Annotated in this window: 12 protein-coding genes; 6 read left to right on the plus strand and 6 right to left on the minus strand. The window is 68.7% G+C overall.

All coding sequences use genetic code 11. The features are described 5' to 3' along the window. Nucleotides 1–16 precede the first annotated feature (16 nt). The 3 genes from ACQPYH_RS40170 to ACQPYH_RS40180 are packed head-to-tail and all read left to right on the plus strand — an operon-like array spanning nt 17 to nt 1,997. The gene (locus ACQPYH_RS40170) at nt 17–454 is read left to right on the plus strand and encodes a sigma factor (protein ID WP_432882735.1); all 438 of its coding nucleotides are present in this window, start codon (nt 17–19) and stop codon (nt 452–454) included. Further along, nucleotides 409–567, plus strand: coding sequence for a sigma factor-like helix-turn-helix DNA-binding protein (locus tag ACQPYH_RS40175; RefSeq protein WP_432894611.1), 159 nt, complete (start codon nt 409–411; stop codon nt 565–567). Before ACQPYH_RS40170 ends, ACQPYH_RS40175 begins: the two co-directional genes overlap by 46 nt. After that, nucleotides 564–1,997, plus strand: coding sequence for a hypothetical protein (locus tag ACQPYH_RS40180; protein ID WP_432882738.1), 1,434 nt, complete (start codon nt 564–566; stop codon nt 1,995–1,997). The genes ACQPYH_RS40175 and ACQPYH_RS40180 overlap by 4 nt, the downstream gene beginning before the upstream one ends. Before the next feature lie 26 nt (nt 1,998–2,023). Here the strand turns inward: ACQPYH_RS40180 and ACQPYH_RS40185 are convergent, their stop codons facing one another. Both ACQPYH_RS40185 and ACQPYH_RS40190 read right to left on the minus strand, forming a co-directional pair. After that, on the minus strand, nt 2,024–2,776 hold the full coding sequence (locus tag ACQPYH_RS40185) for a sugar phosphate isomerase/epimerase family protein (protein ID WP_432882741.1): 753 nt from the start codon (nt 2,774–2,776) through the stop codon (nt 2,024–2,026). Nucleotides 2,777–2,839: 63 nt separating this feature from the next. After that, nucleotides 2,840–3,421, minus strand: coding sequence for a hypothetical protein (locus tag ACQPYH_RS40190; protein ID WP_432882744.1), 582 nt, complete (start codon nt 3,419–3,421; stop codon nt 2,840–2,842). 111 nt (nt 3,422–3,532) lie between these two features. On the opposite strand from ACQPYH_RS40190, the gene rarD reads away from it, so the two are divergent. The 3 genes from rarD to qcrB all read left to right on the plus strand — a co-directional run bounded on the left by rarD (nt 3,533) and on the right by qcrB (nt 7,480). Beyond that, on the plus strand, nt 3,533–4,450 hold the full coding sequence (rarD, locus tag ACQPYH_RS40195) for an EamA family transporter RarD (RefSeq protein ID WP_432882746.1): 918 nt from the start codon (nt 3,533–3,535) through the stop codon (nt 4,448–4,450). A 45-nt stretch (nt 4,451–4,495) separates the two neighbouring features. After that, nucleotides 4,496–6,010 (plus strand): phospholipase D-like domain-containing protein, encoded by a 1,515-nt coding sequence (locus ACQPYH_RS40200; RefSeq protein WP_432882748.1) that lies wholly within the window; start codon nt 4,496–4,498, stop codon nt 6,008–6,010. A gap of 78 nt (nt 6,011–6,088) precedes the next feature. Then, entirely contained in the window at nt 6,089–7,480 is a 1,392-nt protein-coding gene (gene qcrB, locus ACQPYH_RS40205; protein ID WP_432882751.1) for a cytochrome bc1 complex cytochrome b subunit, read from the plus strand. Here qcrB and ACQPYH_RS40210 read toward each other — a convergent pair. The 4 genes from ACQPYH_RS40210 to ACQPYH_RS40225 form a co-directional block, all read right to left on the minus strand. Further along, nucleotides 7,439–8,551: an XdhC family protein gene (locus ACQPYH_RS40210; protein WP_432882754.1), complete on the minus strand. Its 1,113-nt coding sequence runs from the start codon at nt 8,549–8,551 to the stop codon at nt 7,439–7,441. The genes qcrB and ACQPYH_RS40210 overlap by 42 nt on opposite strands. After that, nucleotides 8,544–9,026, minus strand: a complete 483-nt coding sequence (locus ACQPYH_RS40215; RefSeq protein ID WP_432882757.1) for a (2Fe-2S)-binding protein — start codon at nt 9,024–9,026, stop codon at nt 8,544–8,546. Before ACQPYH_RS40215 ends, ACQPYH_RS40210 begins: the two co-directional genes overlap by 8 nt. A gap of 7 nt (nt 9,027–9,033) precedes the next feature. Beyond that, on the minus strand, nt 9,034–11,379 hold the full coding sequence (locus tag ACQPYH_RS40220) for a molybdopterin cofactor-binding domain-containing protein (protein WP_432882760.1): 2,346 nt from the start codon (nt 11,377–11,379) through the stop codon (nt 9,034–9,036). Between the two features lie 126 nt (nt 11,380–11,505). Further along, complete coding sequence (locus tag ACQPYH_RS40225; protein WP_432882763.1) at nt 11,506–12,729, minus strand: PucR family transcriptional regulator; 1,224 nt, start codon at nt 12,727–12,729, stop codon at nt 11,506–11,508. Nucleotides 12,730–13,189: the final 460 nt, after the last annotated feature.

The following is a 13,189-nucleotide window of genomic DNA, read 5'->3' on the forward strand; positions in this document are numbered from 1 at the left end:
GCTGGTCCCTCAGGATGTGAGCATCGATGACGGTGTGGTGACGACGGGGGTGACGCGGGTGCGGGCTGACGACGGCACGGGGAGCTTCGACGCCTTTGTGGCGGCGCGCTCGCAGAGCCTGCTGCGGACCGCCTACCTGTTGACCCGCGACCACGCGCTGGCCGAGGACCTCGTCCAGACCGCGCTGGCCAAGGCCTGGTTCCACTGGGCGCGGATCCGCGAGGACAACCCCGAGCCGTACGTCCGGCGGATCCTCGTCACGACGTACTCCTCCTGGTGGCGCCGCCGCTGGAACGGCGAGATCCCGACCGAGGAGCTGCCCGAGTCCCCCGCCCCGCACGGCGAGGACCAGCTCGACTCTGGGACGCGATCGGCCGCCTCCCGCGCCGCCAACGCGCCGTCGTTGTCCTGCGCTTCTACGAGGACCTCAGCGAAGCCGAGACCGCCCGCCTGATGGCCAGCACGGTCGGCACCGTCAAGAGCCAGACCGCCAAAGCACTCGCCAAACTCCGCGTCGACCCCGCGCTGACCGCCGGTACGACGGCAGACCTGGAGACCCCGCGATGAACCTCCAAGACCTGCGCGACGAGCTCGCGACCCGCGCCACCGCCGCCGACGAGCACCCGGCCGATCTGCTCCCCGGCGTCAAGAACAAGATCCGCGGCACGCGTCGCCGCCGTACGTTCACCGCCCTCGGCGTGATCGCCGTCATCGCCGCGATCGGCGCCGGGCTCGTCCCCAGCCTGCGGTCCACGCCGCCCGACCCGGCCGACGACACCCCGCACGACTACACCAGGAACGGCATGACGGTCCCCGGCATGGTCGGCAACGACAAGTTGCTCAAGGCATGGATCGGCGACCGCAACCAGGACAAGCTGTCGTTCGCCTGGACTCCGCAGACGACGTCGGTCACGCTCCGCGTCGACTGCGGCGGCGTCGGCGGCATGTACGGGGTCCGGTTCAAGCTCAACGGCTGGTATGTCGGCGATGCCGGCTGCGACGGCGGGCCGGGGACCTGGAACCTGGGCGCTAGCGCCGAGATCCGGCCGGACGACGCCCTCTGGCTGACCTCGCCCGTCGGCAGATCGGCGCAGGTCACGGCCGAGGTGATCGACCTGCAGACCCGCCGGCCGGGCGCGAAGAACGCCCAGCTCGCCGTGGGCATCTACGCCACCGCGCCGAAGCCCACGGCGTCCGGCGGTCCCCCGACCCGGCCAGTCCCGGCCGACCCGAACGCCTACAGCAAGGACGGCGTGGTCTACCGGTCGACGATCGGCGGCGACACTCTCGCCGGAGCGAAGGTGGCCGACCCGGGACGGACCGAGGTGCGGTTCATCTTCACCGCGACCGGCAACCGCCTGGTCCTGCACGACTTCTGTACGGCGAACGCGGGCTCCGACTCCGCCGACCGGCCGTACTCCGTCTCGATCCGGGTCGGACCGGGAGCGCCGTACAGCTCCACCTGCGAGGCGAGCTCCACCGACGCCGGGACCGGCAGCAGCATCACGATCGCTTCACCGGTGGCCGCCGGCCAGCGCGTCGACGTGGTCGCGCAGATCGTCCCGTCGCACCAGGGCGGTCCGGCAGCGCCGCCGGATGCCCGGCTGGGTCTGGGCATCTACTTCGAGGGCAACCAGCACGTGGTCGACGGAGTTCTCCTCCCCGAGCGGATCGAGAGCGGCGGGTACGACTACAAGCTCGCGGACGTCCGCACAGCCGCCGGGCCGAGCAAGACGATGTCGATGGTCACACCGGCGGACACGCCGTACGTGATCGCCTACGGCAGCTCGCCGCTCGGCATCTCCGGCCACGTCGAAGGCACGCTGCGGGTCGGCAAGTCGGAGAGCGGCATCGGCGCCGCCGCAGGCTCGGGCGGGTCACTCGGGATCGCCTACGACCCCCGCCCGGCAGGCCCGGCGGACACCGCCACCGTGACCGTCACCGGCGGCACACCGACGAAGGGCAAGCTGATCCTGGCGATCTACCGGCCTGCTTAGGTCCTGTCTGGACTACCAGACAGGACCTATATCCAGCTGTGCAGGTCGGCGGCGTCCTTGGAGAATTGTTCCGTGGAGTCGTCGGCGACGAACTCGAGGAGGGCGTTGATCTCGCGGGGCTCGGCGGCGAGGCGGTCGAGGACCGGGCGCCACAGGGACTCGCGGGCTGCCAGCGGCAGCCGGTTGTTGGACGGCCACCACGAGAACACGTGGACCGTGCTCAGCCACGGCATCAGTGCCTCCAACTGCTGCAGGCACTGAGCGTCGTCGAGGTCGACCGGCGGCTGCCAGTACGTCTTGAGGTTCGAAGCGCCGACGTCGAGCAGCAGCGTGATCGTCGAGTCGACCTCGTCGGTGAGCGTGTTCCGGTGGAACTCCATCGCGATCTCGATGCCCGCACCGGCGGCCATGTCGGCGAGTTCGCCCAGTCCGCGCGTCACGGCCATCCGGTCGCCGACGCCCGCTTCCGCCGTACCGACGTTGCCGGCCCAGACCCGGATCCGCGGCGCGCCGAGGGCCTCGGCAGTGGCGACCGCCGAGCGCATCTCCTCGCGGTCCACGTTGCCCGCCCGGAGATAGGAGCCGTACGCCGCGACCTGCAGGCCGTGTACTTCGGTCAGGTTCCGCACCCGCTTGGCGTTGACGAGGTTGCCGAGCGGGACATGCACGTCACCGCCCCACTCGATCGCCGCGAGCCCGGACTTCGCCGCTACCTCCACCACCTGGTCGACCGGCAACTGCCGAAACGTCACCGAGACCAGACCGGTCCTCACACCCACGCGCGCCTCCTGGTGTTCACACCACCATCCAACCCCATGACACCAGCGCACTCACGCGCCGCGTCACCCGATGGACGGTCCGCTCCGGTGCGACTGACCTGGTTTGAACGCTGCCACTCCTGATTTTGCGACGGCGACCGGCGCGAAGGCGGGACCGGCTGCAGCCCCGGCCGCGGCGGCGGAACCGACAGCGGCGGCCGGACCGGCGGCGGCAGCCGGCGCCTGGGACGGGCCACCAGGCAGTTTCCTGGTCGCGGCCTCCGCGGCAACAGTGACCTCGTGCGCGATGTAGTCCTCGGCACGCTGGGTCAGCAACGGGTGGTAGCGGCTCGACCGGTCGTCGGATGCCACCAGGTCAGCAGCCAGCTTCCCGGCCGGCGTCTCGCGGACAGCCTGATCGGGGCCGCCCTGTTCCCGGTGCCTGGTGTCCATGTGCGCGGCGAACCGATCCGCCTCGGGCCCATGGCTGTCACCGTGGGTCATCGCCAGTACGTCGTGATGCGCGCGCACCGCCGTCTGCTCGATCGCCTCCTGAACCCGCTGCCGGGCCAGCACGCGATCCTCCGGCCCCAGGTCGGCCGATCGGAGCGTGGTTCGCGTCACGTCGTCGACCATCGCGTCGAGCAGTTCACGTCGGGACGGCATCCGGTTACCTCCTGTGGTTGTGGCAGGTCGCCGCACAGACTAGCGGCACTGCGTCTCACGTCATGAGCAAAGTAGTTGGATGCGACTGTCGGGCGGGCTTACGCTGACGCCGTGCCGGAACAGCGAAGAGGATTCACCTACGGGTTCACCGCCTACCTGATCTGGGGTCTCTTCCCGCTGTACTGGAAGCTGCTCGACCACTCCGGCGCGGTCGAACTGCTCGCCCACCGCATCCTCTGGTCGCTGATCACGATCGCGATCCTGGTCGCCGTACTGCGGAAGTTCGGCCGGGTGAAGGCACTCCTCGCGGAGCCACGCCGGCGCTGGCCGTTGATCGCGGCGGCCTTCCTGATCTCGGTGAACTGGGGCACCTATATCTGGGCCGTCGGCCACGGGCATGTCGTGGAGACCTCGCTCGGGTACTTCATCACGCCGCTGTTCACGGTCCTGCTCGGCGTCTTCGTCCTGAAGGAACAGCTACGGCCGATGCAATGGACGGCGCTGGGGATCGCCTTCGTGGCCGTCCTCGGGCTTGCGATCGAGAACGGGAAGCCGCCGTGGGTGGCGATCATCCTGACGCTCTCGTTCGGGTGCTACGGCCTGGCGAAGAAGCAGGCCGGCGCCGGCGCGATCGAGGGCATGGCCGTCGAGTCCGGCACGGTCGCTCCGCTGGCGATCGTGGCGATCGTCGTACTCGGACTGCAGGGCCACGCGACGGTCACGCACCACGGGACGGCGTACCTCATCCTCGTCCTGCTGACCGGCCCGATCACCGCCGTACCCCTGCTGCTCTTCGGCGCCGCGGCCACCCGCATCTCGATGACGACCCTCGGCCTGCTGAACTACATCGCCCCGATCATGCAGTTCATCTGCGGCCTGCTGATCTTCCACGAACAGATGACACCGATGCGCTGGGCCGGCTTCAGCCTGGTCTGGGTAGCGCTCGCCCTGTTCACCTTCGACAGCATGCACACCCGGCGCCGCACCCTCGCCGTCGAACGCGCCGCCCTCACCGCCTCCGCAATCTGACGCACAGCTGACGCGTCAGTCCTGAGCTGATGGGCACAGGGAACCATGGCGCACGACTGGTTCCTGACAGCGGCTGAACGTGGAAACCCCGGGACAGACATCGACTCCGACGGTGCCTGGTCCGAGGGGAACCTCGTGCGGCCGCTGGTGCACGGGGCGACGTACTTCCGGTGTCTGTACGACGAGCTGTGCAGGCTGCAGCCGGGCGATCGGGTGTACTTCACCGACTGGCGCGGCGACCCGGACGAGGTGTTGTACGACGGGGGTCCGTCGATCGGCGAGGTGCTGTGCGACCTCGCCCGATCCGGGGTCGAGGTGCGCGCGTTGCTCTGGCGATCGCACTCCGACCATCTCAGCTTCAACGCCCAACAGAACCAGCACCTCGGCACCGAGCTCAACGAGGCCGGCGGTGAGGTGCTGCTGGACCAACGGGTACGCCGGCTCGCCTCGCACCACCAGAAGCTGTTCGTGATCCGGCACCGCGACGATCCGGCCGCCGATGTCGCGTTCGTCGGCGGCATCGATCTGTGCCACGGCCGGCGCGACGACGAACGCCACCTGGGTGATCCGCAGACCGCACCGATGGATCCGCGGTACGGCGACCGGGCGCCCTGGCACGATCTGACGCTCGAGCTCCGCGGGCCTGTCGTCGGCGACCTGCTGCGTACCTTCGTCGAGCGGTGGGACGATCCGCATCCGCTCGACCGGCGTACGCCGTACCGGATGGCGATCCAGCGAATGGCCCGGATGCCGCGACACCCGGGCGACCTGTCGGAGGCGTTCCCGGATCCGCCAACGGCCGGGAAGGACACCGTCCAGGTGCTGCGGACGTACGCGCACAAGCATCCCGGATTCCCGTTCGCGCCGCGTGGTGAGCACAGCATCGCGCGCGCCTACCTGAAGGCGTTCGGACGGGCGAAGTCCCTTATCTACTTGGAAGATCAGTACCTGTGGTCCGAACCGGTGGCCGAAGCACTCCGGGAAGCGCTGGAACGGTCGCCGGATCTGCACATCATCGCGGTCGTCCCGCGGTACCCGGACCAGGACGGCCGAGTCAGCGGACCACCCGCACGGCATGCCCAACTGGAGGCGCTCCGCCGGCTGAACTCCGACCGGGTCGCCGTCTACGACCTGGAGAGCGAGAAGGGCGTACCGATCTATGTCCACGCGAAGGTCTGCATCGTCGACGACACCTGGATGACCTGCGGATCGGACAACTTCAACCGCCGTTCGTGGACCAACGACAGCGAACTGACCTGCGCGATCGACTCCCCTGACCTCGCCCGATCGCTGCGCGAACAACTCTGGTCCGAACACCTCGGCGTACCCGACCCCGACCTGGACCCGATCACCGGCTTCACCTACTGGCAGACGACAGCCGCAACCCTGGACCAGTGGTACGCCGACAAGCGCCGTGGGCCACGACCCACCGGACGGATCCGCGCCCATCACCCGCAACCCCTCGGCCGGTTCAAGTCGCTCTGGGCCGGCTGGCTCGCCGACCACGTCTACGATCCCGACGGCCGCCCGCGCGCGGCCCGCCGCCGGAACACCTTCTAGCGGGGTGTGAGGTCTGACACGACACGTCACAATCTCGGTCGCTGCGGGGTCGTATGTATGACCGAGGAGGGCCGAATCGTGCCGGGTCCCTTGAACAATGTGCGCAATCTGCGCGGGAGAGTATTCCCTGATCACTGGTCGCTGCTGTTCGGCCAGATCGCCTTCTACAGCTTCGTTCTGGTGACGCTCACCGGCCTTGTGCTGATGGTGCCCTACCAGCCGTCGGTCGGACACGTTGTGTACGACGGTCCGTACGCACCGCTGCACGGCGTACAGATGTCGCAGGCCCTGGACTCGACGATGAAGATCAGCTTCGAGATGCGCGGCGGCCTGCTGATCCGCCAGATGCACCACTGGGGCGCACTGATCATGGTGGCGGCGATCCTGCTGCACCTCTTGCGGCTGTTCTTCACCGCGGGGTTCCGCCGGCCGCGGCGGCTGAACTGGCTGGTCGTCTTCGGGCTGCTGATCATCACGCTGGGTGCGTGCCTCACCGGTACGTCGCTCCCGGACGACATGGCGTCCGGCACGAGTCTCGCCGTACTCGACGGCGTGCTGCAGGCGACTCCGTTCCTGGGTACGCAACTGTCGGCGCTGCTGTTCGGAGGGGACTTCCCGGGCGATGTGATCAGCCGGTTCTACCCGCTGCACATCATCGTCCTGCCCGCACTGCTCGTTGTGCTCTTCATCGTCAGCGGGATCCTCGCGCTGAAGAACAAGCCGGCGCAGTTCCCCGGCCCCGGGCGTACCGAGGAGAACGTGGTCGGAAGTCGGGCGGCTGTCGCGGTGGTCAAGGGTGCGGGCCTCTTCTGCTTCGTGGCCGCAGTGGTGACCCTGATGGCCTCGCTGGCCACCATCAACCCGGTCTGGCTGTTCGGTCCGGCCGATCCGGCGGACACCTCGGCCGGAGTCGGTCCGGCCTGGTACCTCGCCTTCCTCGATGGTGCGCTGCGGCTGGCGCCCGGGTGGGAGGCCGTCTGGTGGGGCAGAACCATCAGCTTCGCCATCCTGCTCCCGGTCGGGGTCTGCACGCTGTTCCTGGCGCTGCTCGGGATCTACCCGTTCATCGAAGAGCGAGTGACCCGCGACCGGCGGGAGCACAACCTCCTCGAACGCCCCCGCAGCAACCCGATCCGCACCGGCATCGGCGTAGCTGGAGTCGTCTTCTATGGCACCCTGTGGGCCGCGGCAGGCGCCGACACGATGGCGGTCCAGTTCCACCTCTCGGTGAACGCGCTGATCCACCTGTTCCAGGCACTACTGATCCTCGGCCCGCCGATCGCCTTCAGCATCACCCGCCGCCTCTGCCTGAGCCTGCAGCTGCACGATGCGGACGTCGCGGCGCACGGCATCGAGACCGGCCGGATCCTCCGGCTTCCCAGCGGCGGGTACGTCGAAGAGCACGGCCCGGCGAAACCTCAGCTCACGTCATCGGAGGACAGCCGCGTGGATGCGACCGGTAGTCGTTGACAGCGGCCGAGCACTCGCCGCGCTGCGCTGCGCGATGATCTCGGCCGCAATCGAGATCGCGGTCTCCTCGGGAGTTCGGGCGCCGAGATCGAGACCGGTCGGCGACAACAGCCGGGCCAACTCCTCCTCGGTCACACCCGCGGCCCGCAGCCGGGACAGTCGATCCTCATGGGTACGCCGCGAGCCCATCGCGCCGATGTAGCCGGCGTCCGTCCGTACAGCCAACTCCAGCAGCGGTACGTCGAACTTCGGATCATGCGTCAGCACACAGATCGCCGTACGGCTGTCGATCGCGTCGAGCTGACCGGCGAGGAACCGGTGCGGCCAATCGACCACGACCTCGTCCGCCTCGGGGAACCGCAGCCGCGTCGCGAACACGCCGCGGGCATCGCACACCGTCACGTGATAGCCGAGGAACTTGCCGACCCTGGCGACCGCGGCCGCGAAGTCGATCGCGCCGAACACGAACATCCGCGGCGGTGGCGCGAGCGCCTGCACGAACACCGCGACGTCCGTACGCCGGCATTCGCCCTGAGCGCCGTACTCGCGGATCGCGGTCGCGCCGGTGTCGAGCATGGTCACCGCGTCCTCGATCACGGCCGCGTCCAGGCCCGGATCGCCCAGGCTGCCGGTGACCGCGTCCGCCTCGACGACGATGCGCCGCCCCAGGCTTTCTCCCGGCGTGACGACGGTCGCGACCGCTACCGGTCGGCCTGAGGCGACCGAGGCGGTCACCGTGCCGAAGTCCGCGAACGACGCCGCGTCCACGGGCTCGACCAGGACCTCGACCACACCGCCACACGTCAGACCGATCGCGAAGACGTCGTCATCGGACACGCCGTACCGGCGTACCTCGGGCCAGCCTGTCCGGATGACTTCCTGCGCCACCGCGTAGACGTCCGACTCGACACAGCCGCCGGACACACTGCCGACCGCCACGCCGGCGCCGGACACCGCCATCGCCGCGCCGGGCTGGCGAGGTGCCGATCGGAACGTGTCGATCACCGTGGCGATCGCGAACCGGTCGCCCTCGGCGTACCACCGGCGCACGTGGGGCAGGACGTCACGCACCCATGTCCTCCGCGCCGGCCTTGACCGCTTCGCGAATCCGGGAGTACGTGCCGCAGCGGCAGATGTTGCGCAGCTCGTCGAGGTCCGCGTCGGTGATGTCACGGCCCTCCTTCTGGGCCTGCTTCACCTTCGCGACCGCGGCCATGATCTGACCCGGCTGGCAGTACCCGCACTGCGCGACGTCGTACGTCAGCCAGGCCTCCTGCATCGGGTGCAGGTCCTTGCCGACGGTCGCCGGCAGCCCTTCGATCGTGGTGACTTCGTCGGTCGGCTCGATGTCCTTGACCTGCACCGAGCAGGGATTGAACGCCTTGCCGTTGATATGCGAGGTGCACGACCTGCAGACCTGGAGCGCGCAGCCGTACTTCGGTCCGGTGACACCGAGCAGGTCGCGCAGGACCCACAGCAGCCGGACGTTGTCCTCGGCGTCGACGCTGATCTGCTTGCCGTTGAGCTTGAACGTGTGCGTAGGCATGGATTCCTCAGAACGTGTGGTCGAGGCCGTCGGTCGGCGACTGCGGAGTGGACGGCTGCAACGGCAGCGGCTCGAAGCCGAGCGTGCCGTGGTTGATCGGGAAGTACGTCGGCATCGTGCCGGTCGCCCGCGCATAGGCACACGCGACCGCCGCGAAGGCCGGAGCCACCGCGAGCTCGCCGGCGCCGCTCGGGCTCTCGCTCGTGTTCGGCATGATCACCACCTCGACGTCCAGCGGCGTGTTCCACTCGCGGGTGTAGAAGTAGTTGTCCCAGCTGCCCTCGAGCGGGATGCCGTCCTTGATGTGCAGGCTCGACGTCAGCGCCAGCGCGATCGCATCCTGCAGCCCGCCGATCATCTGGGCCTCCAGACCCCGCGGGTTGATGCAGAACCCGGGATCGACGACGATCACCGCCTTGGTGACCCGCGGACCGGTCACACCTTCGCCGTCGACCGGCCGGTTGACCGTCGCCGGCCGGCAGTCGATCTCGACCAGCGTCGCGACCGCGGCCCGGTACTCCGAGTGCACGCCGACGCCCTGCGCCGTACCCTTCGGCATCGCCTTGCCCCAGTTGCCGACCTCGGCCGCCTTGTTCAGTACGGCGAGCAGTCGCTTGTCCTTGAGGAAGCTCCGCCGGAACCGGACCGGGTCCTGCCCCATCTTCGCGGCGAGCCGGTCGACCATCAGTTCCTCGGCGCAGACCACGTTCGGCGAGTAGATGTTGCGCATGCTGCCGGTGTTGAACTTCAGCGGCACCTCGTTGAGCAGCTGGGTGGTCACGCCGAAGTTGTACGGCGACGACTGGGTGAGCTCGAAGATCGTCTCGGCGAACGACAGGTTGCCGCCGACCGGCAGATCCGCGGCGAACGCGGTGATCATCTCGCCGAGGCCGTGCCCGAAGTCGGTCTGCACGCTCGTGTGCCGCTGCTCGTAGCTGAGCACGTTGCCGGCCAGGTAGTTCACCCGGACACGGGAGGTGCTCATCGGGTGCGTGCGTCCCTGCCGGAAGTTGTCCGTCCGCGACCAGGACAGCTTCACCGCCTTGCCCATCTTCTGCGAGATCTCCGCGGCCTCGGCCGCGACGTCGTGGAACAGGTGCCGGCCGAACGATCCACCGCCCTGGATCACATGCACCTTGACCGCGTCGATCGGCAGACCGAGCTGTTTGGCGATGTCCTCCTGGGCCACGATCGGCACCTTGAGGCTGGACCAGATCTCGGCGCTGTCCGGCCGGACGTCCGCGATCGCACAGTCCGGCTCGAGCGGGCTGTTGCTGGCGAACGCGAAGACGAACTCGGCGTCGATCGTCTGCGACAGCACCGGCGGCACGACCATCGGCAACTGGGCCGCACGCAACTTCGCCAGCACGGTGGCGTCGGACTCGTCGTCCACCGTGCCCGGTCCCCAGGTCGCGTCGACCTTCTGGATGGCGTCGATGCACTGGCCGAACGTGTCGCCCCTGATCGCGACACCGTGGGTGATGCCAACGACATCGGAGATCCCCGGCATCGACCGCAGGGCGGCGAGGTTGTTGATCGACTTCAGCGTCCCGTTGATCGTCGGCGGCCGGGCCACCATGGTCGGCTTCGCGGCCGGGACCTGCAGGTCCATCGCGAACTGCTTGCGACCGGTGACGATGTCGTGGCCGTCGACCCGGTTGCGTGGCCGGCCGAGAACGTTGAACTCGGACGGAGACTTCAGCTCGGCGGACACCGCGATCGTCTTGATGGTCGCAGCGGCCTCGGCCAGCGATCCGTACGTCGCCGTACGGCCCCCTGGACCCGTGAGCACCCCGGCCCGCGTCGTCACCTTGCCGGCAGCGACGCCCCAGTGCGCCGCGGCCGTGTCCACCAGACGCTGCCGGGCGATCGCGGCGGCGGTCCGGACCGGCAGGTACATGCTGCGCATCGAGTTCGACCCGCCGGTCAGCTGGTTCATCAGCAGCTCCGGCCGCGCGTCCGCCAGGCCGATCTCGACCTTGTCCATCGGCAGATCGAGCTCTTCGGCAACCATCATCGCGAACGCGGTGGTGATGCCCTGGCCGACCTCGGCCCGCGGTACCGCGAAGAACGCCGTACCGTCGGTCTTCAGCTCGACCGTGATCAGGCCGGAGGTCGGCGCGGCCGCGAGGTTCTGCAGGTCGCCGAGGTCGAAGATGTCCTCCGGCTGCGGCAGCGACGGTACGGCGGCATCGGCCGCGCGTGGGTCGGCATCGTTGACCAGCCAGCTCACGCCGACCGCGAGGGTCGGCGCGGCGATCAGGTATCCGAGGACGCGACGCCGGCCCAGCAGTCCGCGTCCGCCGCTCGGCTGATCGGTTGGTCGGTCCAACGAACGGGGGCGTTCGGCCATCAGGGTCCTCCGTGCTCGAGCAATGCTGGGAACGCAGTCTGGCACCGCCGATCGCGCGGCGGGATGGCCACGATGCCTACGTTTCGCGCGGTTTCACTGTGCACAACGCACAGGACCACCGTTGGGTCACGGAGTCGGAGGGAACAGTCTGAAGGCACGCAGCGCGAGACCGAGCTCCAGCTGGAAGCCTTCGTCGGTGAGGTTACGCCCGGTGATCTGGTGGATCCGGTGCAACCGGTTGATCACCGTGTTCCGGTGACAATGCGCAAGCTCGGCGGTACGACGGACCGAGCCGGCCGCCGTCACCCAATTGTCCAGCGTGCGGAGCAGGAGCTCACGTTCGGCCGCGGGCACCGTCATCAGCGGCACCAGCCAGGTCTGCACGAGCTGCTCCGCCAATTCCGGTGCACTCAGCAACAACGCCTCAGGAAGCCGCTCCACCAACGCAACGACGTCGATCTGACCGGCAGGCAGGGTCCGGCGTGCCATCATCGCCTGACGATAGGCGACGTCCACCTCGGCCAGGCCGGAGACGACGCCGGACAAACCGGCGGGTGCATCCACGATCTCGCGCAGGATGCCGAGGACCTTGCCGGACGATTCCGTGCCCAGGGCAAGCAGGCCGACGACTGTCTGCGGCCGCACCTGCCACGCGGAACTGACGCGGATGCCGGCGAGGCGGCGCGCGAACGAGGTCGTCGTACAGTCGTCGTCGACCAGGTTGTCGATCGCCACCACCAGGTAGGGGCCGCCCACCGGAAGGTCGAGGACTGTCGCCGCTTCCTGGACGAAGGCCCGATTCGCCCGGCCCTCCAGCAGCCCTTCCCAGAGCGTCGACCTGCGTTGCTCGTCGGCGCGGACGAGGTACCGCTCGGCGGCGTGGTAGGCGTCGGCGACCTGCGACGACGTACGGTCCACGACCTCCCACACCTTGCCTGCGACGTCCAGCAAGACCTCGGACTCGGCCATCCCCTGGGCGCGCGCCTCGTCGATCAACGCCTCCCAGACCAGCCGGCCACCGAGGCGGAAGGACTTGAGTACGTCGTCCAGCGGCATCCGCTGCTCGGCCCGCCGGCGCCCGGTCGCGAGCGCGGCGTCGAAGAAGTGAACCCCCGGGTTGTCGCCCGCGGCAATCATCTGCACGACCCGGGCAACGTTGTCATGGCACGAACGCCACAGATCCTGCCGCGGCACCGAGCCCATCTCGCGGTACGCCGGATTCTGCTCGTAGATGGTCTCCACCAGCGCATCGGTCAAGGCCGGCAGATGAAGCAGCACGCTCTCGGCGAGCGCCTCCACGGTCAGCGTCGCCACCGGCAGCACGACGTCCCGACCTGTAGCCCTACTCATAGTCGGCACAGCATCGCACAGAGTCGCCGTACCGACCAGCCCTCAGCCGCGCCGGACCCCACCGCGGAGAAACCAAAGAAGATGGGAGAGAAGACAAGAAACTACAAGGGCTATTCAGAAGTCTGAGCAGGCTTTCAAGCCACAGACCCCGCGACATCCCCCGTGCCACATGCCTGCGCCAGCATGAACAACACCCTGCTGTTGTCCAGTTTCCGCCACCCGTCAGCCTGCGTCATCCACAACCACGCCGAGTCGTGGCGAACGGTTCCGACCCCGAACGCCGAGTCGTGGATCACGGCAGATTTCCTGAACCACTCTCCACGACTCGGCGTTCGGCCTCGGAGCCGGTTGCCACGAGTCGGCGAGCGGGCGGATTTGGCTGTGCCGTCGGCTGGCACCGGCGCGCCGAGACCGGGCAGGCACCAAACTGTGCTCTGTCGTTCATCTTCGAGGCTATGTC

It is taken from the genome of Kribbella sp. CA-245084, assembly GCF_050942355.1.
GTDB lineage: Bacteria > Actinomycetota > Actinomycetes > Propionibacteriales > Kribbellaceae > Kribbella.